Origin of the sequence: Phormidium sp. FACHB-1136 (genome assembly GCF_014697375.1) — a bacterium.
GTDB lineage: Bacteria > Cyanobacteriota > Cyanobacteriia > Phormidesmidales > Phormidesmidaceae > Nodosilinea.
Genome location: NZ_JACJRS010000093.1, coordinates 1 through 21,407 on the forward strand (window position 1 = coordinate 1; position 21,407 = coordinate 21,407).

27 protein-coding genes and 1 tRNA gene are annotated in these 21,407 nt (G+C 56.1%); 12 read left to right on the forward strand and 16 right to left on the reverse strand.

Features of this window, described 5'->3' with window-relative positions; all coding sequences use genetic code 11:
* Positions 1-95: 95 nt before the first annotated feature.
* From H6G62_RS20915 to H6G62_RS28025, 6 genes are all read left to right on the forward strand, one after another.
* On the forward strand, positions 96-965 hold the full coding sequence (locus H6G62_RS20915) for a restriction endonuclease subunit S (RefSeq protein ID WP_190498766.1): 870 nt from the start codon (positions 96-98) through the stop codon (positions 963-965).
* The gene (locus H6G62_RS20920; RefSeq protein WP_190498768.1) at positions 962-1,408 is read left to right on the forward strand and encodes an ATP-binding protein; all 447 of its coding nucleotides are present in this window, start codon (positions 962-964) and stop codon (positions 1,406-1,408) included. The genes H6G62_RS20915 and H6G62_RS20920 overlap by 4 nt, the downstream gene beginning before the upstream one ends.
* The gene (locus H6G62_RS20925) at positions 1,398-2,465 is read left to right on the forward strand and encodes a PDDEXK nuclease domain-containing protein (protein ID WP_190498770.1); all 1,068 of its coding nucleotides are present in this window, start codon (positions 1,398-1,400) and stop codon (positions 2,463-2,465) included. The genes H6G62_RS20920 and H6G62_RS20925 overlap by 11 nt, the downstream gene beginning before the upstream one ends.
* A gap of 143 nt (positions 2,466-2,608) precedes the next feature.
* Positions 2,609-2,839, forward strand: coding sequence for a CopG family antitoxin (locus H6G62_RS20935; RefSeq protein WP_190498771.1), 231 nt, complete (start codon positions 2,609-2,611; stop codon positions 2,837-2,839).
* Positions 2,836-4,770: a DEAD/DEAH box helicase family protein gene (locus tag H6G62_RS27430; RefSeq protein ID WP_199325158.1), complete on the forward strand. Its 1,935-nt coding sequence runs from the start codon at positions 2,836-2,838 to the stop codon at positions 4,768-4,770. The genes H6G62_RS20935 and H6G62_RS27430 overlap by 4 nt, the downstream gene beginning before the upstream one ends.
* Positions 4,771-4,972: 202 nt before the next feature.
* Positions 4,973-5,458 carry a type I restriction-modification enzyme R subunit C-terminal domain-containing protein gene (locus H6G62_RS28025; protein ID WP_347239396.1) on the forward strand — a complete coding sequence of 162 codons (486 nt, stop codon included), beginning with the start codon at positions 4,973-4,975 and terminating at the stop codon, positions 5,456-5,458.
* Positions 5,459-5,530: 72 nt separating this feature from the next.
* Here the strand turns inward: H6G62_RS28025 and H6G62_RS20945 are convergent, their stop codons facing one another.
* The 12 genes from H6G62_RS20945 to H6G62_RS21000 form a co-directional block, all read right to left on the reverse strand.
* On the reverse strand, positions 5,531-6,019 hold the full coding sequence (locus H6G62_RS20945) for a hypothetical protein (RefSeq protein ID WP_190498775.1): 489 nt from the start codon (positions 6,017-6,019) through the stop codon (positions 5,531-5,533).
* Positions 6,020-6,668: 649 nt separating this feature from the next.
* Entirely contained in the window at positions 6,669-7,877 is a 1,209-nt protein-coding gene (locus H6G62_RS20950) for a M23 family metallopeptidase (RefSeq protein ID WP_190498777.1), read from the reverse strand.
* Positions 7,861-8,283 carry a hypothetical protein gene (locus tag H6G62_RS20955; RefSeq protein ID WP_190498779.1) on the reverse strand — a complete coding sequence of 141 codons (423 nt, stop codon included), beginning with the start codon at positions 8,281-8,283 and terminating at the stop codon, positions 7,861-7,863. The genes H6G62_RS20950 and H6G62_RS20955 overlap by 17 nt, the downstream gene beginning before the upstream one ends.
* A 2-nt stretch (positions 8,284-8,285) precedes the next feature.
* Entirely contained in the window at positions 8,286-8,837 is a 552-nt protein-coding gene (locus H6G62_RS20960) for a hypothetical protein (RefSeq protein WP_190498781.1), read from the reverse strand.
* On the reverse strand, positions 8,830-9,834 hold the full coding sequence (locus tag H6G62_RS20965) for a hypothetical protein (protein ID WP_190498782.1): 1,005 nt from the start codon (positions 9,832-9,834) through the stop codon (positions 8,830-8,832). Before H6G62_RS20965 ends, H6G62_RS20960 begins: the two co-directional genes overlap by 8 nt.
* On the reverse strand, positions 9,809-10,141 hold the full coding sequence (locus tag H6G62_RS20970) for a hypothetical protein (protein WP_190498784.1): 333 nt from the start codon (positions 10,139-10,141) through the stop codon (positions 9,809-9,811). Before H6G62_RS20970 ends, H6G62_RS20965 begins: the two co-directional genes overlap by 26 nt.
* Positions 10,138-10,380, reverse strand: coding sequence for a hypothetical protein (locus H6G62_RS20975; RefSeq protein ID WP_190498786.1), 243 nt, complete (start codon positions 10,378-10,380; stop codon positions 10,138-10,140). Before H6G62_RS20975 ends, H6G62_RS20970 begins: the two co-directional genes overlap by 4 nt.
* Positions 10,364-11,023, reverse strand: coding sequence for a hypothetical protein (locus H6G62_RS20980; RefSeq protein ID WP_190498788.1), 660 nt, complete (start codon positions 11,021-11,023; stop codon positions 10,364-10,366). Before H6G62_RS20980 ends, H6G62_RS20975 begins: the two co-directional genes overlap by 17 nt.
* Positions 11,024-11,025: 2 nt before the next feature.
* Complete coding sequence (locus H6G62_RS20985; RefSeq protein WP_190498790.1) at positions 11,026-11,214, reverse strand: hypothetical protein; 189 nt, start codon at positions 11,212-11,214, stop codon at positions 11,026-11,028.
* Positions 11,215-11,218: 4 nt separating this feature from the next.
* Positions 11,219-11,377 carry a hypothetical protein gene (locus H6G62_RS20990; RefSeq protein WP_190498792.1) on the reverse strand — a complete coding sequence of 53 codons (159 nt, stop codon included), beginning with the start codon at positions 11,375-11,377 and terminating at the stop codon, positions 11,219-11,221.
* Positions 11,377-11,535: a hypothetical protein gene (locus H6G62_RS20995; RefSeq protein WP_190498794.1), complete on the reverse strand. Its 159-nt coding sequence runs from the start codon at positions 11,533-11,535 to the stop codon at positions 11,377-11,379. Before H6G62_RS20995 ends, H6G62_RS20990 begins: the two co-directional genes overlap by 1 nt.
* Positions 11,536-11,601: 66 nt before the next feature.
* Entirely contained in the window at positions 11,602-12,165 is a 564-nt protein-coding gene (locus H6G62_RS21000; RefSeq protein WP_190498796.1) for a hypothetical protein, read from the reverse strand.
* A 1,052-nt stretch (positions 12,166-13,217) separates the two neighbouring features.
* Here H6G62_RS21000 and H6G62_RS21005 point away from each other — a divergent pair.
* The 4 genes from H6G62_RS21005 to H6G62_RS21020 all read left to right on the forward strand — a co-directional run bounded on the left by H6G62_RS21005 (position 13,218) and on the right by H6G62_RS21020 (position 16,733).
* The gene (locus H6G62_RS21005; protein ID WP_190498798.1) at positions 13,218-13,412 is read left to right on the forward strand and encodes a hypothetical protein; all 195 of its coding nucleotides are present in this window, start codon (positions 13,218-13,220) and stop codon (positions 13,410-13,412) included.
* A gap of 169 nt (positions 13,413-13,581) precedes the next feature.
* Positions 13,582-16,215, forward strand: a complete 2,634-nt coding sequence (locus tag H6G62_RS21010; RefSeq protein WP_190498799.1) for a DUF5906 domain-containing protein — start codon at positions 13,582-13,584, stop codon at positions 16,213-16,215.
* Positions 16,202-16,465 carry a hypothetical protein gene (locus H6G62_RS21015; RefSeq protein WP_190498802.1) on the forward strand — a complete coding sequence of 88 codons (264 nt, stop codon included), beginning with the start codon at positions 16,202-16,204 and terminating at the stop codon, positions 16,463-16,465. The genes H6G62_RS21010 and H6G62_RS21015 overlap by 14 nt, the downstream gene beginning before the upstream one ends.
* Positions 16,455-16,733, forward strand: a complete 279-nt coding sequence (locus tag H6G62_RS21020) for a hypothetical protein (protein WP_190498803.1) — start codon at positions 16,455-16,457, stop codon at positions 16,731-16,733. Before H6G62_RS21015 ends, H6G62_RS21020 begins: the two co-directional genes overlap by 11 nt.
* Before the next feature lie 177 nt (positions 16,734-16,910).
* On the opposite strand, the gene H6G62_RS21025 is transcribed toward H6G62_RS21020, so the two are convergent.
* The 4 genes from H6G62_RS21025 to era form a co-directional block, all read right to left on the reverse strand.
* Positions 16,911-18,005, reverse strand: coding sequence for a site-specific integrase (locus H6G62_RS21025; RefSeq protein ID WP_190498805.1), 1,095 nt, complete (start codon positions 18,003-18,005; stop codon positions 16,911-16,913).
* Positions 18,006-18,148: 143 nt separating this feature from the next.
* Positions 18,149-18,222: transfer RNA gene (locus H6G62_RS21030), tRNA-Val, on the reverse strand.
* 109 nt (positions 18,223-18,331) lie between these two features.
* Complete coding sequence (locus H6G62_RS21035; protein ID WP_190498808.1) at positions 18,332-19,075, reverse strand: polysaccharide deacetylase family protein; 744 nt, start codon at positions 19,073-19,075, stop codon at positions 18,332-18,334.
* A gap of 3 nt (positions 19,076-19,078) precedes the next feature.
* Positions 19,079-20,038: a GTPase Era gene (gene era, locus H6G62_RS21040; RefSeq protein WP_190498810.1), complete on the reverse strand. Its 960-nt coding sequence runs from the start codon at positions 20,036-20,038 to the stop codon at positions 19,079-19,081.
* 321 nt (positions 20,039-20,359) lie between these two features.
* Between era and H6G62_RS21045 the strand changes: the two genes are divergently transcribed.
* Both H6G62_RS21045 and H6G62_RS21050 read left to right on the forward strand, forming a co-directional pair.
* Positions 20,360-20,788, forward strand: coding sequence for a hypothetical protein (locus H6G62_RS21045; RefSeq protein ID WP_199325159.1), 429 nt, complete (start codon positions 20,360-20,362; stop codon positions 20,786-20,788).
* Between the two features lie 61 nt (positions 20,789-20,849).
* Positions 20,850-21,356: a hypothetical protein gene (locus tag H6G62_RS21050; RefSeq protein WP_190498812.1), complete on the forward strand. Its 507-nt coding sequence runs from the start codon at positions 20,850-20,852 to the stop codon at positions 21,354-21,356.
* Positions 21,357-21,407 lie beyond the last annotated feature (51 nt).

Consider the following 21,407-nt stretch of genomic DNA (forward strand, 5'->3'; position numbering starts at 1 on the left):
CTCTACTTTTGCCTAAATTCATCGCCGCTAAGCTTAACCCCTTGCCCCCTCAGGTCTCCCAAAGCTTAGTAACTTAGTACCCCTGTCCAGAACTTATGACTGTCCAGAAGGTTAAGAATACCAAAATCCCCATCCCCCCGCTGGATGAACAAAAGCGTATTGTGGCGATATTGGATGAGGTATTTGAGGGAATTGATGCAGCCATTGCCAACACCGAAAAGAACCTAGCCAACGCCCGCGAACTCTTTGAAAGCTACCTGAACACCATCTTCACCCGCAAAGGTGACGACTGGGAAAAGAAGAAACTGAAAGACCTAGTAAATATTTCGCATGGATATGCATTCAAAGGGCCGGACTTTGAGAAAAGCAGTGATTTGGATAAGCCAATCGTACTAACTCCCGGCAACTATTCTGAAGACGGAACTCTGTATTTTACGTCACAAAATACGAAACGCCTAACTGGTCAACCTGCGCCAGACGGATATCTTTTTGATGTAGGGGACTTGACTATCGTGATGACTGATTTGTCGTCGAAGATGAAGATTCTCGGAAAACCTGCTTTCATCGAACACCCTAATATCTTACATAATCAGCGAATTGGTCGAATTCATTTTCAATCAGACTCGGTAAGTCCGAGATATGTATACTATTTCCTCCGCACACAACTATTTTCTGACAGCATTAAAGCGACGGCGACTGGAACAATGGTTCGCCATACAGCACCTAAGCGCATTTTGGCTAATGAAATCCTCTATCCAATAAATTTGGATGAACAGTCGTTAATCATTACTCAACTGGATGAATTAGCGATGGAGGTGCAGAAATTAGAATCTATCTACCAACAAAAACTCACCGCCCTCAACGAACTCAAGCAATCCATCCTGCAAAAGGCGTTCTCTGGTGAGTTGACGGCTGAGGTGGGCGATGCGGCAGTGGCGGGGGCCAAGGAGGTTATAGCGGCATGATTACCCTGGAAGACCTCAACCAGTGGCTTAATGCCCCCGCCGAAACCGAGCGGCTAGAGTTTAAGCAAGCCAAACAGAGCTTTAGCAAACCCGATCTGTTGCGGTACTGCGTTGCCTTGGCCAACGAGCGAGGCGGCCACCTCATTTTGGGCGTCACCGACAAGCCTCCCCGTCGCGTGGTTGGCTCCCAGGCGTTTCCCTCGGCCACATCCCTCAACGAAGTCAAAGCCCTCATCGTCCAAAACCGACGATTCCGAATCAGCCTCTACCCGGTATGCCCGTTACCTCCCATTCTGGGCCTAGAGTGCTTTAACGCAAAACTAAACCAGCTCCCTCTAAAGCCTGAAACCCTTGTAAATCAAAGCAAAAAGTGTTTTAACGCAAAAGCAGGGAGCATTGCTATGCTACAGCCTAGTCTTTGCGTTGTACTCCATGAACAATAACCTGGCCCAACCCAATGATCGGCTCTTTCAAGACATTGGACAGCTTATTGATGCTGCTAAACAACGGGCAGCCGTGGCCGTCAACGCCGAACTCACCCTGCTGTACTGGCAGGTGGGTCAACGCATCCAGACCGAAGTATTGCAGGGGCAGCGGGCCGAATATGGCAAACAGGTGATTCGTTCCCTCTCCCAACGGCTTACCCAAACCTATGGGCGCGGCTGGGGCGAGCGGCAACTGCGAAACTGCCTCCACTTTGCCGAGCAATTTCCCGATCAACAAATTTTGCATACACTGTCTGCAAAATTGAGCTGGTCTCACCTGCAACTGCTGAGTACCCTCGACGACCCGCTAAAGCGCGACTTCTACATCGAGATTGCCCAGCTTGAAAACTGGAGCTTTCGCCAGATGAAAGAGCGCATCGACTCCATGCTCTACGAGCGCACGGCCCTCTCCCGCAAGCCCGAAGATACCATCCGCTACGACCTAGACCATCTCCGCAACCAGCAAAAGGTTTCCCCCGACCTACTGTTGCGTGATCCCTACATCCTGGATTTCCTGAACCTGCAAGACCGCTACACCGAACGAGACCTCGAAGACGCCATCCTGCGAGAAATCGAGCGCTTCTTGCTAGAAATGGGAGCAGGCTTCACCTTTGTGGCCCGTCAGAAGCGCCTGCAAATCGACGATGACGATTTTTACATCGATCTGTTGTTCTACAACCGCAAGCTCAAACGCCTGGTGGCTATCGACCTGAAACTGGGTAACTTCCGCGCCGAATACAAAAGCCAGATGGAACTCTACCTGCGTTGGCTGCAAAAACACGACCAGGAACCCAATGAAGAGCCACCCCTCGGCATTATCCTCTGCGCTGGAAAGAAGCAGGAGCAGATTGAACTGTTAGAGCTAGACCGCAGTGGGATTCATGTGGCGGAGTATCTGACGGTTTTGCCGTCTAAAGAGGTGCTTCAGAACAAACTCCACCAAGCAATCAAGGTCGCACGGGAGCGACTTCAGCCCCCAGCCCCTACTGACAACGGCCTAACCCCTGAGCCATGATGGAAGCGCCCCTTGAGGACTTCCATGCTTTTTAATCGTGGGTAAGATAGGAGCAAAGCACTGGACAGCGGTGATCACCTACCGGGGACAGAACACGCGCATCATCTCTGTTAGACGATCTCGCAAGGAAGAGATAGCGTTCTATGAAAGCTAAAGACTTCGACCAGAAATTTGACGCTGGGGAAGACCTCACCCCCTATCTGGATCTGGCCCACGCCCAGCGGCTGGGGGCGACCCATCAACGAATTAGCATTGACCTGCCCCTCTGGCTGCTAGAGCGTATTGACCAGGAGGCCAATCAGCAAGGGGTCTCACTCCAGGCCATCATCCAGACCTCCTTGGTCGAACATCTTGCCCTTAGCAAACCCCAATGAACGAAGCCGAAACCCGCGCTGAACTGATTGATCCTGCCCTGCGGGCCGCTGGCTGGGGCGTGGTAGACCATAGCCGAGTGCGGCGAGAGGTCATTGCCCCTGGGCGACTGGTCGGGGGTGGACGACGGGCCGCCGCCGAATTTGCCGACTACGTGCTGGAATATCGTGGCCACAAGCTCGCCGTCATTGAAGCCAAACGACGGAGCGAACCCGATACCCTTGGCGTGGCCCAGGCCAAACGCTATGCCCAAAAACTCGAAACCCGATTCGCCTACTCCACCAACGGCGACGGCATCTACCAGATAGATAGGCATACCGGGGAGGAAGGCTATATCGGCCAGTATCCAACCCCCGACGAGCTGTGGGCCGCCACCTACAGCAAAGCAAACCTATGGCGTGATCGCTTTGCCGCCATCCCCTTTGAAGACCGCAGCGGTACCTGGGAAGCCCGCTACTACCAGCACAACGCCATTCAGCACGTTTTAGAAGCTATCTGCGAAGGACGCCATCGAATTTTGTTGACGATGGCTACCGGAACCGGAAAAACCTTTGTGGCCTTTCAGCTCACCTGGAAACTCTTTCAAAGCCGTTGGAACCTCAGCCGCGAGCCCAACCGTCGCCCCCGCATTCTCTTCCTCGCCGACCGGAATATCTTGGCCAACCAAGCCTACAACGCCTACTCCGCCTTCCCCGACGATGCCCTTGTCCGCATCGACCCGGAAGCTATCAAAAAACGAGGCCGCGTCCCAAAAAACGGCAGCGTCTTTTTCACCATTTTCCAAACCTTCATGGCTGAGAGCGCTGGTTTCGACTCCGCTCAACCAGCGAACACCACGGGGACTGAGCGAAGCCAAAGCCCCCGTGACTCCGCTCCACCAGCGAACACCACGGGGACTGAGCGAAGCCAAAGCCCCCGCGACTCCGCTCCACCAGCGAACACCACGGGGACTGAGCGAAGCCAAAGCCCCCGCGACTCCGCTCAACCAGCGAACACCACGGGGACTGAGCGAAGCCAAAGCCCCCGCGACTCTGCTCCACCAGCGAACACCACGGGGACTGAGCGAAGCCAAAGCCCCCGCAACTTTGGCGACTACTCTCCCGACTTCTTCGACTTCATCATCATCGACGAATGTCACCGGGGCGGAGCCAAGGACGAAAGCACCTGGCGGGCTATTTTGGAATACTTTGCTCCCGCCGTGCAACTGGGCCTTACCGCCACCCCTAAGCGGGCCAACAACGCCGACACCTATGCCTACTTTGGCGATCCCGTCTACACCTACGCCCTCAAAGACGGCATCAACGACGGGTTTCTCACCCCCTTCAAGGTGCGACAATTCGAGACCACCCTCGACGAATACCTCTACAGCCCCGACGATGAAGTGGTTGAAGGGGCCGTCAATACCGAGAAAACCTACACTGAAGCCGACTTTAACCGCATCATCGAAATCAAAGAGCGCGAACGCTACCGGGTACAGCTCTTTATGGAGGCCATCGACCAAAACCAAAAGACCCTGGTCTTTTGCGCCACCCAAGACCACGCTCTCGCCATCCGCGACCTAATTAACGAATTCAAAATCAGCACTGACCCCAACTACTGCGTCCGTGTTACCGCCGACGATGGCAACCTGGGCGAACAATTCCTACGCACCTTCCAGGACAACGAAAAAACTATTCCCACCATTCTCACCACTTCCCAAAAGCTCTCTACTGGGGTGGATGCCCGCAACGTACGCAATATCGTCCTGCTGCGGGTCATCGGCACCATCATCGAGTTCAAACAAATTGTGGGGCGCGGTACCCGCCCCTTTGATGGCAAAGACTATTTCACCATCTACGATTTCGTCAAAGCCTACGAACACTTCAACGACCCCGAATGGGACGGACGGCGAGCCCGCCGAACCCGTCCCCGTTACCAGCCGCCGCAGCCGTGAATCGGGTGGGCAGTACATCACCGACCCAAACACCACCGATCCCAGCAATGATGGAAATGATGGACAGGAGCGAGACGATACCCGCCGCCGCCCCGAAAAAATCGTCATCCAGCTTGCCGATGGCAAAGCCCGCACCCTGCAAAACACTACCCAAACCCGCTTTTGGAGCCCCGACGGCACCCCCATCACCGCCACTGAATTTGTGACGAAGCTCTTTGGCGACATCCCAACCCTGTTCAAAGATGAAGCTGAACTGCGCCACCTTTGGAGCCGCCCTGATACTCGCAAAGCCCTGCTAGAGGGGTTAGCTGAGCGGGGTTACGGTGACGAACAATTAACCGAGATTAGCCGCCTAGTAGATGCCGAAAACAGCGACCTCTACGACGTTCTAGCCTACATTGCCTACACCACCGATCCCATCAGCCGACAAGATCGAGTCGCCGTCCGCAAACCTCAAATTTTGGCCCAATATGGCGATAGCAAGCAGCAAGAATTTCTAAACTTTGTTTTGGATCAATACATCCACGCTGGAGTTAGCGAACTTGACCAGAGCAAATTGCCGCACCTGCTAGAGCTGAGATACCACAGCCTGAAGGATGCGGTACGCGAGTTGGGCAGTGTGACCACCATCAGTGAAGTTTTTATCGGCTTCCAGCGGTATTTATATTCCCAAGATGAGGCTGCCTGATCTGAGAGGCCATCAGCTTAGAAAGGCCGTATAGCTAGCCGAATTTTCGCGGAGTACTTGGTTATCCGTCTTTTAGTCAGGATGCTCAGGATCGCAAGATTCTTCAGTCATGCGAGTACGACACAGTGCCACAAATAGCTGCTCCTTACCGCCATAGCCTTTCAACAGGGCTTTTTCGACCTCATTCTCCAGCTCAGCCATCAAGTCTGTCAGTGCCTCTTTGTAGAGGGTCGAGCTATCTTCGCTGCTGCCAAAGATGAAATCTGGGCCGATGAGCTGTCCCAGGCGTACGCCGGAAATATCTAGCTCTTCGGCCCAAGCGGTCAAATCTGTTTCCACATCCTCATCAAGATAGAGCGTGCAAGCCGTGTAGTAATACTCCGCTAAGCACAGCAAGCGAACCAGGGTCTTACAATGCTCCAGACCATTGGAGTCATCGGTGAGGCCAGCTTTTGCCAAAAAGCCCCATGCTGTCTCGGCCCACTCTAAATCTCCACCACTAGACCAGATATTAAAAAAACGATCTGCCAAATGGCCAACTTCGTCCCACTCCAAAGTCATTGGGCTATACCTTGTTGTCTTCTTTAATCATGTCTAAGCTTCTAGCCCATCACGGGCAAGGGCATAAATGATAACCGCAATGCTCTGGAGGATGTCTGATGGCCTAGTCGCCCCTTGCATCCGATGACTTCTTTCTATTCCAGTCCAGAAATTTCCCCACAACTTGGCATGGAGGGCCACTATCCAGGCACGCTCATTCTTCGTGGTCGCCTGAAAAGCACCAGATTATCATCCACCCTATCCTCTTGGTTACGACTTGATAACGACTCATTCACAACTTGATAACGGCTGAATGGTCTTGAGCCTGGAGAACATCTGAGATTTTCTTACAATTCACGACTTGATAACGACTCATTCACGGCTTGAGCGTGGACTTCCATCTTATCCATCATCATTGTGATGAGAAGCCGTCACCCATCACGACTTGATAACGACTCATTCACGACTTATTTATAGCTTGATTCAGGAGCAGGACTCTCCTGCTGTAGCTGGGGGAGTGGGACGGGGGCTGCACCCCTCCACGTTGTTTCGGGGTTCCGCAGTTCACACACCACGCCCAGCCCTGGGCCAGCGGTTTTCTGAAACCCATCGGTATCAAGGGATTCGGACATAGGAGATGATGGTCGGTCGTGGTCGTCTTCCCTTCCCATCATCGGCCTAGCTGCTGTATCAGGGCATTCACCCGCCGCTGTTGGTCACGGGGCACATTCATCGGAGGCCCACCCCTGGCCCTACGGCTGGCATTGAGTGCGGCGGTACGGGCCTCAATAATCTGCTGGGGGTTGGGGTCTGCGGTGGGCAGGTTGGCGACAAACATGGTTCCGGCATTGGGTGATTGGGTGTAGCCATCGAGGGCGGCAACCATGGCGGCTTGGGATAGGGGCTTCCCGAACTTGGCCACGGCTTGGCCATTGATGCGCTGCTCAGCCTTGCGGAGGGTGCCTAGCCAGGATGCGTCTGCGGCTTCCGGTGAGGCGGCGCAATGCTGATACGAGAAACTGCCCTGATTCTGGCATCGTCCCTGCCAACCCGGATCACGATGCCCAAAGAACGCTTGGGTGGGGTTGCCGTTAGCGTCGCGGGTGCCCTCGGCTCTACCGATGGCGCGTTTCAGCAGGTCGTCTGAGATGGGTTGCCCAGGTGCGGATGGGGCTTGCTGCTGTTGGGTAGCGTTCTTTCCCTTGGCATCCTTAGCCCAGGTCTGGGGGTTGACCCATGCCCCATTGCGCTTGATTTTCCAGTCCAGGTGAGGGCCAGTGCTGACAGAATCGGTGGGGCTAACCTTGGCAACGACCTGCCCAGCGGTGACGGTATCGCCCACCTTCACTGAGATGTTGTCCACGTGGACAAGCTGGTGTTCTACTGGCCCCTGCCAGTCTTGGCCTTGGATATGAATCTGAAAGCTGCCCCCGTTGGCCGATGTTCCGATCTTGCGAATCTCGCTCACCCTGCCAGCAATGGGAGCAGCCACAGCCGCCCCTACACAGCCCCCAATGCGGCAATCAAAATCCACCCCACCGTGGGGGCCATAGCGGCGCATATTGCCTGTCTCAGGGCCAAAGCTTTGCCCGTGGCTGGGTTGGTAGGCGACCAGGTCGGCTAGGGTTTTGCCCACGATGGGAGAGGCGTAGGTTTGGCCTTGGCCCATCATGGCAACGGCAGCAACATCGGCGCGGCGTAGGGTAAAGCGGTCGTTGGCGTCCTTGTCCACCATCACCCAGGTTGAGGCACCAATCAGGGCAACGCAGCCCAGCTTGAGGGCAACGTCCCCAGCTTGGATGGCGCTACCGATGATCCACCGCCACACCGGGGGCAGTTCTGTCCAATGGGGTTTGTGTTGGCTAACGGTTGAGTTCACTGTGGGTCACAACTCCTTCCTGTACGGTTACGTCTACGGCCAAGCCATTGTTGAGAACCCAGCGGTACACCCCATTGCCAAGGGCACAGGCGGGGGCACCGAGGGCGGTTAGGGTCAGCACTTCCGATTCCCCCACCAAGGCCCGCCGGATGTTGGCGGCGCTGGCATCAATGGCAACGGGTTCGGGGGCGATGGTGTCGCAGTTGAGTAGGCGGGTATCGTCTGGGCTAACTCGGTTTTGCTCGATCCACTGAGCGACCTGGTGCGCCTCGACGGCGGATCTAACTCGGCTAACGGGATTGATGAACTTGCCCCGCCCTGGCTCTAGCAGGTCTAGAAAAGCCACCCCTGCCACGGCACAGGCAAGGATGGCTAGACGGCGGGTGGGTACTCGCCACAGCAGCATGGTTACTCCCCAACCCGAACGGCGCGGGTGTAGGGGCGAACCTCAATGGGTTGACCGATGCGTTCTTCCCCGGTCAAAACCTTGTGAGCGCTGCCTGCGATGGACTGGGTAGGGACTACCAACATCGCCCCAAAGTTAGTGCCAGCAACCACGGGGTTCCAAATGTCGCCACTGGCCTTTACTGCTGACCCTTGCAACACGTTCAACCCAGCCGCCAGGACGAACAACCCACCCCAGACTGAGATAAAGGCACCGCCCATCGTTTGCAGGGGATAGTTCCTGAGGCAGGACAGGCCCGACCGCAGCACCGGGAAAATGCTCCATGGGTCGGTGGCGGGGCTGATGACAAACACGGGTTTGCGTTTGCCTGCGGAGGCATCGAACCACCCCCCGTCTTGGATATTGGATTGCATGGAGTTCCTAGGGGCGAGTTGTAGTGAGCCACCCCGAACGGGGCTGGGTTGGATGTCGATCACTTGGGCATCGATCACCTCTGGCCCACGGCCTGGGGTGCGGGTCATGGCGCTGCTGTTGGCAGGGGTACGGCTAGTCATGGTCTGAGTTCTCCTGAATGATGGCGTGGATGCGGTCGTAGAGTTCGCCCCCGGCGGCGTAGCGCTTGCCTGTGTAGCCCAGCACCTCTTTGATAATCTGGCTGCGACTCATGCCAGTTTCCAAAGCACGAGTTACCGCGATGATGAGGGCCAGATCGGGGGCATTTTGGGCCGATTGAAACTCGGTAACTTTCGTTTCGGGTAAGGCCACAGCCCCCGCCCCGTCTTGGTTCCCGCAAGTTACCGGGGAAGTTTCACCGGGGGAACTTAGTTGTCCGTTTTCCCCTGCGAGTTTCGGCACCTCATAGGCCACCATCGGCAACCATTCCGGCAGGGCGCTGTGGTAGAAGACGGCACCCTTGGGGCTAAAGCTGCGCTCGTAGATGGCAGGGTCATCAATGGGCGGGATGGTTTTATCGGAGGCTCGCAAGGATTCCAGATGCCCCTGGCTGGTTGGGGTCTGCAAGGTCAGTAGGTCGAAGGTGGCCCTCATGCCCCCGCTCACTCCGATGTCACCGACCAGGCTGCTCTGGGTCATGGCCCACAGTGCCCGATCATCGGTTTCGCCGCTGCTCAACTCCATGACCAACTGGGGCTTGAGGAAGGATTCGTACCAGGTCTTGAAGGTGGTCTTGAGCATGGCGAGTTCATCCACGATCAGCACCTTGGGCCGCTGGGGAATTTGCCGCCAAGCGAAGATGAACTGTTGCATTTCCTCCTGCATGGCCTCGATGTCTTCCTTGGTTTCGAGGCTGTCAGCCATGAAGCCCAGGACGTTGTCAGCGGCTTCCCAATACCAGTGTTCTTTGGGGTGGTACTTGGGCTGGATGACCCACACCGCTGCCCCGTTGGCCTGCGCTTGTCGGTAGGCATGGGCCACGGTTAGCCCCTTCCCCACCCGTGGGTTCGCTGCGATGAGGGTAGGCCGTAACCGTTGGGCCAAGATGGCAGCGGGGTTGCCCACGCGGTAACTATCCGGCTGGCTTCCTTTGGGCATGGGAACCGAACCATCCCACGCGGGCGCTGTGGGGGCCGTGGGGGCCATGGGCGAGGCGGCGAGGGCAAACGGTAGGGGTTTCTCCCTTCAGTGCCCAGGCAAGGCCAGAACCGACCGATACAGCCCCTAGGAGCATAGCCAAGGGTAGGTAGGGATTTGTTACCCGGTATTCCACCTGCCCACCGTTGGCGAAGGTTTCGAGGTCGGCGGGGGTGAGGTTAGAGGCAGGGCGCTGCACCCCGCAGAACACGCCCAAGGCAGCGCTACCAATGGCGGTATAGAGTAGGGCGTTACCGTCTATTTTCATCGGGTGAACCTCCAGAAAAACTGCTGGGCAACCTTCACCACGGCCATGCTCAACAACAGCAGGCCATAGGCCACCAGCAGCACCGCCAGCAGGCTTAGAACGTGGCTCAGCACCCAAACCAGGCCCAAGCCAACAAACCCGGTTAGGGGCACCCCGACGGCAGCGGCAAAAAGTTTCTCTGGGGGCTGCTGGTTCAGCAGGGCGAACACCAGGCGGGCATAGTTAACGGCGAACTTCATGGGCTTGCACCTCCTGCGACAGCGAGTGAGTGCGGTCGTGAAACTGGGTGATGTTTTCGATGGCCACCACCGCTAGGTTGATCGGCGGGTCTTGGGGCACCGAGGGCAGGTTACGGGCCAGCTCAACCGCGTTGACCCGGAATAGGGCATTGTTGGCTTTCCGCCAGTCCCGTTCGGTTTTGGCGATGTCCAGTTGCGCCTGGGCGTCCCGTTGAAACCGATTCAGCGGGCAGATCAACTGCTGGCCAAAGCACGGGTCAGTTTCACGACGGACGGCCCGTTCGGCCTCGGTGCGGAATCGGTAGGCTTCATTCTCCAGAACCGAGCGCTGCACATCCTCCAGCACCAGGCGGCTGTCCTGGTAGTTGCCACTCAGTCTGTCCTGGGCGGCGCTCAGAACGTTGTCCAAGTTCGGCCCTGGGTTCTGGCTCTGGTAAACCCCGGTATTGCCCACACGGCCACTCTGGGCCAAGGCAAAGGCCACCCCGGAGAGGGCAACCAGGGACAGGCCACCCACGGCCCAGTAACGGCGGTTTTGCCACCACGGCAGCGGCACTCGGTAGATGTTTTGGATCGGCCCTTCCGGAGCGGTTTCGATGGTTTCCTTGCGGTAGTCGAGGGGAACAGGTGGGGGGGTGTTCATGGCTAAACGTCCTCAAATCCTGGGCAGTGGCTCATGTCGGCATCGTTGGGGCCGTTGTAGGGATCGGTGAAGGCATCCACCGCTGGGTTGCCTGCCAGCGCACACCCCGCAGCAGGGCACCAATGGGCGCAGTCTAGGCAGGAGGCGGGGCAGTCGGTGGCGTCAATCTCAAAGTCAAAAATCTCGGTCATGGGGCTAGTCCTCCAACGTGGCGATGAACTGCTCAAAATCGGCGTAGCACTCGGCTTCAGTGGGAAAGCCGTCTTCGCTGCAATACTCCTCGGTTTCCCAGTGCCAGTAGCCCAAAATTAGGTAGTGCTGGTATTCGGTGCGTAGTTGGTCTTGGATGCTCATTACAAATCCTCAACAAAACAAGGGCAGCGGCTCATGTCGGCATCCACAAAGTTCGTGGCATCCCGGCAGTAGGCCACTACCGGGGGATAGTCCGCCAGCTTGCAGTAGCCGACGAAATTGCAGCAATCTAGGCAGGTCTTCGGCTCGGGTTGGCTCATGGGTCAATCTCTAAAAAATCAGAACGGCGATCAATGCCCCCGCAAGGGCGAGGGCGAGGTAAACCCCTACGGCTGGGGGCTTTCGGCGGGTTGCTGGGGCTTTCCCAGCACGGACATATCCCGCTGCATCTGGGCGTCAATGGCGGCGTTGTGCAGGGCCAAGGATTCAGAACGGAGCTTGTAAACCAGGCTGGCTTCCTTCACCTGCTCAACTTTGGCCTTCACCGCTGCGGCCTGTTGGGCCTTCCGTTGGGTGATGGCCTGTTGCTGGTGATAATCGGCCTCGACAGCCTCCAGAAAGCCGTCACAGCTACTCAGAAAGCGGTCAACGTCCTCAGGCTCAAAGCTGGTCAGGGCAACATCACCCCGGTAATCGGCCAAGTTGATGGCGGCTGGGGCATTGGGTAGAGCCAACGCCCCACGATGGTTGCCCACCTCAATCACCGTGGGGTTAAGGGCGGGTTCAGTGGGTTCGGGCTGTGGGTCTTCAATGCGGAAATGGGCCTTGGCAGCGGCGACGGCCTCAGCAGTCATGCCCTGCGAGGTGTCGTAGCCGTTGTCATTCAGCCACCGCTTAACGGTGGTTTTGGGAATCTCGTACTGAGTGCAGAAGGAATGTAGGGATTGCATAAGCCTTTGTCCGTTGTGGGTACTCGGTTGGAACGGATTGGAACACTGTTGGAACGGCCTACGGAACGGGGCAACCGTGCCACACATCGGGCGAATCGGTGCCAGCCCCGTACCTATGCCGTTTCGGATATGGAACGCTTTTAAACCTGAAAGCGATGGTAGCATAGAGACATCAAAGTGGTAGCACTATGGTTTTACAGTTTTTCTACAGGCTGGCTACCATTGGCCCAGAAAACCTCTATTCCAGTAGCATTGAGGGGAAATCATGTATCTGAGTGAGAGTGTGGCTACAGATAAGGCCAAGCTGTTTGCATACGTTGACCCGGCACTAAAAGCCAAGATTGAAAGGTTAGCTGATCAGCGTTTGCGGTCTGTCAGCAACTTGGTTGAGTCCGTCATGGCTGAAGAAGTGGCTAGGGCAGAACGATCTGGTGAGCTTCCCACTGAAACCAGCCAGGGGGCTAAGTAAGCCGTTTTACGAATGACACCTTCTGGCCTTGCTGGGTCTCAATGCCTTGTCCCATCAGGTCTATACGACGGACACTTTTCAGGATATGGCCATGCCCTATCGCCATCGGCGGAGCGGGTCTGACCCTACCCTGACTCACATTCCTCCGCATGACCGCAACTCCAAGTCGGAGAGCTTCAATCGGGCACCTCGAAAAATACAAATCTTCGTGGGAGTGGCTACGAGATTTCAGGGGTTTCAGGCTCTTCAGGTTCGCAATATGGCAATTAATCGAGGTGCCCAATCTGCTGACGTTGTGCCCTGCAACCTGGGCAGTGCTGCTGCATGATGATTTGCCCCGTGACCATCTTTGTTGTGTTCAGCATGGATAAGCGGCACCTTGCACCTAGCTAATCCCAAAGCTAATACCTAAAAAGCGTCTATCTTTTGTGCTTTACAACTATGTTGTCGAACAAAACGAGAACACAATTTCATTTTTCAACTACATCAACAACTTGATTGATATTGCAAAAATGCAATAAAAAGCCTTGCAGATCAAGGCTTTCAAATCCCGACATCCAAAGGTTTAGCCTATAATTACCCCATGAATACAAAACCCGTTAACCAGTCCGGCAAGTATTGGCTAATCCAGCCAACCAACCGACGTGATCGCCTGGTCGCGGCCCGAATTCCTGCGGCTCTGGAAGAAGAGTTAGAGGCAGAACGGCAGCGGCGAGGTGTCCCAAAGTCGGAGGTTATCTTCCTGGCTCTACAGGAGTTCCTGGGGAAAGCAGGCTAAAGACTAAAAACCCCGTAGAGCCGGCAAGCTCCACGGGGTAAGCGTTACGGGTGGCTAGACCCTTCAAAAAAAGCGAGGTGAAAATGCTTTTTCGCATTATATCAACTGGCAGGGGAACCCTCAACCCCTCACCCCGTGAGCGTTCCGTAGCTCCTAAGGGGGTGGCGTCATGACGGGTAGACTACGAGAAGACCACCGTCAGCACTTCAGGGATGACGGTTGGAAGAAAGAGGAAATTGACCTGGCCGTTCAGGAGTACGGCGTTCGGTCGGTCTCCCAGGAAGAAGCCGTTGCTCTGCTGGGCTTCTCCCATACATCAGGCGGCTACCCCGTTACGTCTGGGATCTGGTTTCCCTTCGATGACAAAGGTTTTGGGCAACTGCGCCTGGATGCTCATGGCAACGGTGGCCCCAAGTATCTCAGCCCCTCAAAGAAGAAAGCTAGACCCTGCGTTTGGCGACCAAGGGGGGTTAAGACACTGGCCGACTTGAAGGCTGTTACGGAGGGTTGGAAAGATGCCTTTATTGGGACGATTCGCGGTGGTCAACCTATCGGCGCGATTGCAGGAGTGAGCCACGTTCCGACGACTCTGATAAAGGGGGCGGGGCTAACCCTGGTCTTCGACTCTGACGGCCTCAGTAACGCCAACGTGGCCCAAGCCCTGATTAAGGGCGGGCTTCACCTCGGCGGAAAAATTGCGCTGATTCCTCAATCGGCTGGGGAAAAGGCAGGATTTACCGAATTCTTTAACGCTGGCTTTGGGCAGGAGGACTTCAACAATCTGCTGGCGGGGGCCGCTAAGCCTCGCAAGTTCCTGTTGGACTGGCTAGACTATCTTCTGGCCGCGCCCCTTCCCAAGCACTGTGATACAGAACCCCGGCTCTATACCCGGCTGTGGCAGCTCTCCTGGCTGATTAGTCGGGATTACGTTGACCTCAAGGCGCGGATCGAAACCTTCTGCTTGGCCCACTCAAGGGAGCGCGGAGCAAAGCTCTCTAAGCCCGATATTCGCTCCCTTAGAAACCTTGCCCTTGCTCAGTTCTTCAAGGTTGAGGTCGCCCAAAAGCTTGAGGCCCGCAAAAAAGAGGTGAGGGTACCCAAGGGATATGGGGCTTGGGTGACGAAGGACTGCTTCGATGGCCTGATTGGCCTTGGCCCACGGGGGAGTATTGTTCTGCCCCAGGCAGGCAAGTTGGCGGCGGCAATGGAGCATTCCTGGGGACGGGAACTTCAGTATCGTTCCGATCTTGCCGGGTTCTACGCTTATGGTCGAACGATTCCGGGGCTTTGGGAGCGGGTCAGCGACCGCGAGGTCAAGGAGCTTGTCCAACGAGAACTGGATGCAGCGGGGGCGGCAGGAGAATACGGCCAAACGGCAGTTGATAGTACTGTGGCGCTGCTCAGCCAACGGGTCGCTGTGCGGCGGTGGCCCTCCTCCGTTGGTCTAGTGCCCTTCCTAAACGGGGTCTTGAGGCTGTCTGACAAGACGCTGCTGGCCCACAGCCCCGCCTACGGCCTCACTTGGCAGCTCCCCTATCCCTATACTCCTGGGGCAACCTGCGATCCCATCGTGGACTGGTTGACCTGGGCAGTGGGGGACGATGCTTCGGTGGTTCAGTTACTCCGGGCTTGCCTGAAAGCGATTGTGCTAGGCCGGACGGACTTCCAGCGCTATCTGGAACTGATTGGCCCTGGCGGTACAGGTAAGGGTACCTTTATTCGACTGGTGCAAGCGCTGGTGGGAATCACGAATACCGTCAGCACTTCCTTGTCCAGGATTGCCAACTCCCGATTTGAGACATCCCGGTTCCTTGGCAAGCGCCTGATTTTCATCCCCGACGCAGATTACAACCCTACGGCGGTAGACACACTGAAGCAAATGACGGGGGGCGATCACCTGCCGTTGGAGCGCAAAAACGAAAACCCCGACTACAACGACGGGTTTACCCTTGAGGGCTTGGTTCTAGTCGCAACGAATAAAGAAACGATCCCCAGCGATAGAACGAACGCCCTGTTTCGGCGGCGAATCCCGATTTACTTTAGCCGGGTGGTGCCGGAGGGGGAGCGGCGCTGTTTGCTGGATTTTGGCCCGGATGGAAAAGCCAAAGGAGATTTCCTGGAGTGTTTACCCGGCCTCTTTAATTGGGTGCTCGATCTGCCCGATGAACTCATGGAAGCCTATATTAAGACTCCCCTAGAGTATGTTCGCTCGATTGGAGGGTTCCAGGCCGACAGCCTCCTCAACACTGACAGTATGGCCCAGTGGATAGAGGAATGGGTGGTCTACGAACCGGGGGCGTGGACGCAGATTGGGAATAAAGGGCAGTCCAGCAAAACTTACCTGTATCCGTCCTATTGTGCCTACTGCGAGGGCGCAAACATTAAAGCCGTTGGCCTACCGACCTTCGTCAAGCAGTTTGAGAGTCTATTTGCGCACCAGCTTGGCCTGAAGACGAAAAGAGATCGCCTGAACAGCTCAACCGGGAATGGGTTTTATGAGGTTCGACTCCGCAAAACTCAAACCGAGCCCGTGGGCCAAGACGTTTACGGCCCCTCTGAAGAAGTGCCCGTCGAGGAAGCACCGCTCACGGTATCCAGGGCGCTACGGGGGAAAATCACCCATCCCGGAAAGCCTCTAAGCGGAGGTGACTTAACCCGATTCCTCAATCTGAACTGTGACGATCCCGATATTTATCAATCCGAACTGACCTGTCTAACCCCTGAACAAGTGGACTATCTCTACCAGGAACTTCCGGAGCTAAAACCCCAACCCAATGAGGTCAATGGCCATGCTAGGCACTAGAGAATTCGCTGATCTGATGGCGGTGGCAAGGGCTGGCCTGAGTGGTGAAACCCGCGACCTAGCGGATCTGCTGGATCTGTTGAAGCGGCTGGAACCAGAGGATAAAAAGCAGTTTTGGGACTACTTGAAAGCCCATAACCCACTGCTGGGGCAACGACTGAAGCGGGCCAAACAACGGGTAGAGGCGAATCCACCCAAACCTGCCCCTTGGTATGCAAAGCGATTAGGGAGTGAGGCCAATGCGGTTTGAGGTTCAACTGCTGACCACAGAAGAAGCCTGTGAGATGCTGCGCTGCAAGCCTGACGCACTCAAGAGCCTGCGCGACCAGTGGATTTGTGGCGTTCACTACGTGCGGCGTGGTCGTGGCCCTACAGCCCCCGTGCTCTACATCAAAGAGATGATCCTCGATTGGCTAGTGAATCAGGACGCCCCCGAAACTCACCTAGCTGCTATCGAAAACTTCCGGCGTAGCCTTCCCAGTGGGCAAAAGCGTTCCTTTGGTCGGCGGGCAAGCTAACCACGGTTGGCTCCTGCAATGCTGTGCGAGGGGATAAGGGAGCGTGTGAAGGGATCGAACTTGTCCCCTTCACACGCGAAAGCTTTGTCATTAAAGGGTCTTAGGGGAATTGTGAAGGGGGTGAAGGGGGTGAAGGGGTAGGAAGGGGTTTGCCTTACTACCCAGCACTGCAAAAAATTAAAATAGTTCCGGTGTGGTGGGGTGACTCTTAATCAGTCCGGCATAGTTCTTGTAAAGGGTCTTCACGTCATGGCCCGTGATGGCCGCCACCTCTACCGGGTTCATCCCAGCTTCTAGAGCATGGGACACAAAGGTATGACGGGTTTTGTAGGGCGTTCGGTAGGGCACGCCCTGCGCCTCCAGCACCTTGGCCCATCCCCGCTCACTGAAGTTACCCTCGGTGATTGGGCCTCCCTCCGGTGCCGGAAATACCAAAGCATCGGGGTCAATGTCCTGGGGCATTCGTGCCCGTAGCATCTCAGCCAACGATGGCGATAGCTTCACCTCCCTAGCCTTGCCCGTCTTGGTGTCTTTGAACTGCCCGTGGGTGTGGCTCTCCCCAAACCAAACCACGGTGCAATCCTGATTCAGGTGCCGCCACCGTAGCCCGTTGGCCTCCCCTGTCCGGCATCCAGTCCCAAACTTAAATCGCACATAGTCTGCGTAGTGCTTGTAGTAGCAACTTTCGGCAAACCCTTCCAGGATGCGCCTTACCTCATCTTTGGTGAATGGCCTATCCTTCTGCTTTGGGGGATTCCTCACCGTCAAATCGGCCCACGGGTTGAGCTCCACCAGCCCTTGACCCATAGCCCACTGCCACCCAGCCCGCAACAGCACCAGGCGCTCACGGGTGGTCACTGGCTCCAGGTTTTCACCCAACCACTCAATAAATGCCTCAGCCTCGGAATCACTGACCGGGCGATCACTAAAGTAGTCCCGTAGCCACGTCACCAGCCCTCGGTATTTCTCAAGGGTACGCGGCTGTACCCGTTTCGCCTTCCACTCCATAAACCGCTCAAATAGATCAACAGCCCCTATGGCCTGGGCCTGCTGGCTACGGTCGGTTTTGTACTTAGCCAAGGTCGGGTCATAGTTCCCGCTCACCATATCGAGTCGGATCTGGTTGGCCCGCTGCTGCGCCACCGCTAGGTTTACGGGGTCATACCTCAGCCCCAAAGACATCGTTTTCCGCTGCCCCTGGTAGCGCCACCGGAGGCGAATCCAGCCGTCTATGTTTTCGATTGCCACTTCACCTTTGGGAGTTCTGGCCATTTTCGGATACCCAATCTGTACCCATTGAACCGCCAAAAGCCGCATTCTTTCGTCAAATTCCGGTAAGCTCGTACCCGTTTTGAAGGCTGATCACAACCTTGAGCTAAGGCTGAAAACCTTTGGAACGGTTGCTTTTCAAGGAATGGACGTAACTGGACTCGAACCAGTGACCCCCACGATGTCAACGTGGTGCTCTAACCAACTGAGCTATACGTCCTTGCAGAGAAACAAGCTAGCACAGGATGAGTGACCACCGCAAGCTCGATTCACAGTTTGGTCTTTTCGGAAAAATCGTGATCGGGCAGTCCGAGTTGGGCGTGGGGCCGTTAGACCGCAGGAGGAGAGGGCGGCGATTCGGCAATCAGATTGTCATACAGGGCGGAGAGGGTGCCGACTTGGTAGCCCTGGCGTTCCATAAGCTTTAGCAGGGGCGGTAGGGCTTGGGCGGTTTGCAGACACCGTTCCCTAGACCCGCCGTGCATGACAAAAATCGCCCCCGGAAAGATGAACCGCGACAGATACCAGGTGTTGAGGGTGGGGGTGCTGAGGGGTTGGAAGGTGTCGAAGGGCACCATGGAGGCCAGGGCGACGAGGGATTCGTAGCCCGGAGTGAGTTTGAGGTGTTCCACCATGGCCCGGTTATAAAAGCCGCGCCCTGGGCGGTACCAGCGGATCGGTTGCTGGGTCGTGTCGGTGATCAGGTCGTGGGCTTCGCGGAAGTGGCGCTCAAACTCGGCGGGTTGGAGGATGGCTGGGGTGGTGTCGGTGGTGCCGTGGTTGGCAATTTCGTGGCCCGCCGCCAGGATGTCTTGCAGGATGGTGCTGCCCGGATTGAGGTGGTCGGTAATCACAAAAAAGGTGGCCCGCACGGGGTGTTTGGCGGTGCGGTTATGGGCCTCTAGGGCGGCGAGGATGAGGCGGGTGGAGGCGTCGTCTTGGTCGCCGGGGGTGGGGATGTCGTCGATGGTGAGGGCGATCTGGCGCTGCTGGGTGGGGGCATAGAACAGCGCCTCTGGGAACAGTCGCGCCACCTGGGTGAGCAGGGCCGGGGGCGGTGGGGTAGGCACCATAGGCTACTCCTCCACGCGATAGCCAAAGTCTTCTAGGCGGCTGCGGGACTGTCGCCACTTGGGCACCACTTTGACGAACAGTTCCAGGTAAACCTGCCCCATCACCAGCTTTTGGATTTGCTGACGGGCCTCGGAGCCGATGGTTTTCAGCATACTGCCCCGCTTGCCGATCAGGATGCCCTTCTGGGAATCGCGCTCCACATGGATGGTGGCGAGGATGCGGGTGATAGTGGCGTCCTCCTCCACTCGGTCGATGGCGATGGCGACGGAGTGGGGCACCTCTTCGCGGGTGTGGAGCAGAATTTGTTCGCGGATCAGTTCTCCCATGATGAACCGCTCCGGCTGGTCGGTCACCAGGTCGGGGGGGTAGTAGTAGGGGCCAGGGTCGAGGCGGTCGATCAGGGTTTGCAGCAGGGTATCGAGCTGCTGCTCATGGAGGGCGGAAAACTTCACCAGGGGCCAACCGTGGGTGTCGGCCATGGCCTGGTAGCTGGCGTCGATAGCCTCGGCCTCTTCGGCGGGCTGCTGGTCAATTTTATTGAGGCCCAAAATTACGGGCACCGCACTGGGGGCCAACAGCGAGGCGACAAACTCATCCCCCCGTCCCGCCGCCACACTGCCATCCACCACAAACAGGGTGGCATCCACGGCATCGATGGCCATGCGGGCGTTTTTGACTAGAATTTTGCCCAACTCGTGGTGGGGCTTGTGGATGCCGGGGGTGTCCACAAAAATAATTTGCGCCTGGTCGTTCGACAGAATGCCCCGTAGACGGTTGCGGGTGGTTTGCGCCGTGGGGGAGGTAATCGCCACCTTTTGCCCCACCAGGGCGTTCATCAGGGTCGATTTGCCCACGTTGGGCCGCCCCACAATGCCCACAAAGCCCGATTTGAACCCCTCCGGCGGCGTGGGGATGGTGCTAAAACTCAGCGGGTCAAAGGAATCGAAGGAGTCGGAAGTCACAGAAGCGTTATTTCCAGGATCAGTAGTCACAGCCCTAGTCTAGAGCCTCGCTACAGTATGACGAAAAACCCGGTTTCTGGGTTAGCCCACCCACGAGGGCGTATGCCACGGTTGGGGGATCCCCCCTGCCCCCCTTAAAAAGGGGGGTCTGAGTCCGCTTCAAAGTCCCCCTTTTTAAGGGGGATTTAGGGGGATCGCTAACTTTGGTCGGTAGTCCCCCAACCTCTAGGTACGCCCCCATCGACATTACATGCGACCCAGATCCCAAAAACGGGTTTCTGTGGGTTGAGTACAATGGGGCAGCAAAGCACCTCCGTTAGAATGGGACTATTCACCCCCCAAGTTTGGCTAAATTTTCTATCGCTGCTGCCTGCCACCACCCTGGCCGTGCTCACCCTCGCCATTGCCTTTCTGCGGTTCTACGATGTCCAAGATTTCCCCCTCCTCGGATTCATCGACCAACCTCGTCTCTGGAGCAACCGATTCACCGTGGCAGCCCTCCTGGCTACACTGGTTAATTTCGGCGTTGAGTGGAACCGTCGAAATTGTCTAAAGACACGCTTCGCGAACGAGAAACAAACCGCCTGGCTGAAGCAAGAGAACGCGAGGCTCGACGAGATCGCGAAGCAGCGGAAAGAGAGGCAGAGGCGCGTGAACGAGAAACTCGACGAGATCGATGCCAAATACGATGCCTTGCGGCGCAAGTCCGGTATCAACTCGACCCCACCGACGACCACCGACAAGAATTAGCCCTGGCTTTGGCGCAGCTTGAGGAGTATGAGCAAGCTTTAGGAATTATCAATTAACTCAAATGATGACACACGATTTTCAGTGGCCCCTTCAATGGCTGTTTGGATCACACAAGGAAAAACTGGATGCTATCGACTTGAATAGCGATAATGATAATTTTTTGAATAGCGATAATGATTTTGATGAGCCAATAAAAAAGCTGAACTGGAGGAACTTGTATTATATGCCAGGTTGGGAAAGCTCTTGCTGGTTGCAAATAGAGGAGAATAAGGAGAATATTCCTACCGACCCAGGCATATATGTGATCGCTCACGAAGCAGAAAAGCCTGCTTTATATGTAGGCCAGTCAGAGAACTTGAGAAACAGGATTTTAGATCCTCGTCATCATAAAATTCCAAAGATTTTAGAAATGTATCGCGCCAAAGGAGATTATTCTCACCGCGAGGATTTTCCATTACGCCATGATCGAGATATCGTCGAATACGAGATAATTGTTTTTTGGAAGATTGCTAAGCTCGACTTTATCCATTTGATCCAAAAAGGAAAGCAGCAAGCAGAATTCAGATGAGGGTCTGAGGAACTTGCTGCGATGGAATTTATGTCGATGATGATAGCGTTT

Coding starts and splice junctions, on each gene's coding strand:
- H6G62_RS20915 (WP_190498766.1), top strand. CDS start 96: ATGACTGTCCAGAAGGTTAAGAATACCAAAATCCCCATCCCCCCGCTG.
- H6G62_RS20920 (WP_190498768.1), top strand. CDS start 962: ATGATTACCCTGGAAGACCTCAACCAGTGGCTTAATGCCCCCGCCGAA.
- H6G62_RS20925 (WP_190498770.1), top strand. CDS start 1,398: ATGAACAATAACCTGGCCCAACCCAATGATCGGCTCTTTCAAGACATT.
- H6G62_RS20935 (WP_190498771.1), top strand. CDS start 2,609: ATGAAAGCTAAAGACTTCGACCAGAAATTTGACGCTGGGGAAGACCTC.
- H6G62_RS27430 (WP_199325158.1), top strand. CDS start 2,836: ATGAACGAAGCCGAAACCCGCGCTGAACTGATTGATCCTGCCCTGCGG.
- H6G62_RS20945 (WP_190498775.1), bottom strand. CDS start 6,019: ATGACTTTGGAGTGGGACGAAGTTGGCCATTTGGCAGATCGTTTTTTT.
- H6G62_RS20955 (WP_190498779.1), bottom strand. CDS start 8,283: ATGCTGCTGTGGCGAGTACCCACCCGCCGTCTAGCCATCCTTGCCTGT.
- H6G62_RS20960 (WP_190498781.1), bottom strand. CDS start 8,837: ATGACTAGCCGTACCCCTGCCAACAGCAGCGCCATGACCCGCACCCCA.
- H6G62_RS20965 (WP_190498782.1), bottom strand. CDS start 9,834: ATGCCCAAAGGAAGCCAGCCGGATAGTTACCGCGTGGGCAACCCCGCT.
- H6G62_RS20970 (WP_190498784.1), bottom strand. CDS start 10,141: ATGAAAATAGACGGTAACGCCCTACTCTATACCGCCATTGGTAGCGCT.
- H6G62_RS20975 (WP_190498786.1), bottom strand. CDS start 10,380: ATGAAGTTCGCCGTTAACTATGCCCGCCTGGTGTTCGCCCTGCTGAAC.
- H6G62_RS20980 (WP_190498788.1), bottom strand. CDS start 11,023: ATGAACACCCCCCCACCTGTTCCCCTCGACTACCGCAAGGAAACCATC.
- H6G62_RS20985 (WP_190498790.1), bottom strand. CDS start 11,214: ATGACCGAGATTTTTGACTTTGAGATTGACGCCACCGACTGCCCCGCC.
- H6G62_RS20990 (WP_190498792.1), bottom strand. CDS start 11,377: ATGAGCATCCAAGACCAACTACGCACCGAATACCAGCACTACCTAATT.
- H6G62_RS20995 (WP_190498794.1), bottom strand. CDS start 11,535: ATGAGCCAACCCGAGCCGAAGACCTGCCTAGATTGCTGCAATTTCGTC.
- H6G62_RS21000 (WP_190498796.1), bottom strand. CDS start 12,165: ATGCAATCCCTACATTCCTTCTGCACTCAGTACGAGATTCCCAAAACC.
- H6G62_RS21005 (WP_190498798.1), top strand. CDS start 13,218: ATGAATACAAAACCCGTTAACCAGTCCGGCAAGTATTGGCTAATCCAG.
- H6G62_RS21010 (WP_190498799.1), top strand. CDS start 13,582: ATGACGGGTAGACTACGAGAAGACCACCGTCAGCACTTCAGGGATGAC.
- H6G62_RS21015 (WP_190498802.1), top strand. CDS start 16,202: ATGCTAGGCACTAGAGAATTCGCTGATCTGATGGCGGTGGCAAGGGCT.
- H6G62_RS21020 (WP_190498803.1), top strand. CDS start 16,455: ATGCGGTTTGAGGTTCAACTGCTGACCACAGAAGAAGCCTGTGAGATG.
- H6G62_RS21025 (WP_190498805.1), bottom strand. CDS start 18,005: ATGGCCAGAACTCCCAAAGGTGAAGTGGCAATCGAAAACATAGACGGC.
- H6G62_RS21035 (WP_190498808.1), bottom strand. CDS start 19,075: ATGGTGCCTACCCCACCGCCCCCGGCCCTGCTCACCCAGGTGGCGCGA.
- H6G62_RS21045 (WP_199325159.1), top strand. CDS start 20,360: ATGGGACTATTCACCCCCCAAGTTTGGCTAAATTTTCTATCGCTGCTG.
- H6G62_RS21050 (WP_190498812.1), top strand. CDS start 20,850: ATGATGACACACGATTTTCAGTGGCCCCTTCAATGGCTGTTTGGATCA.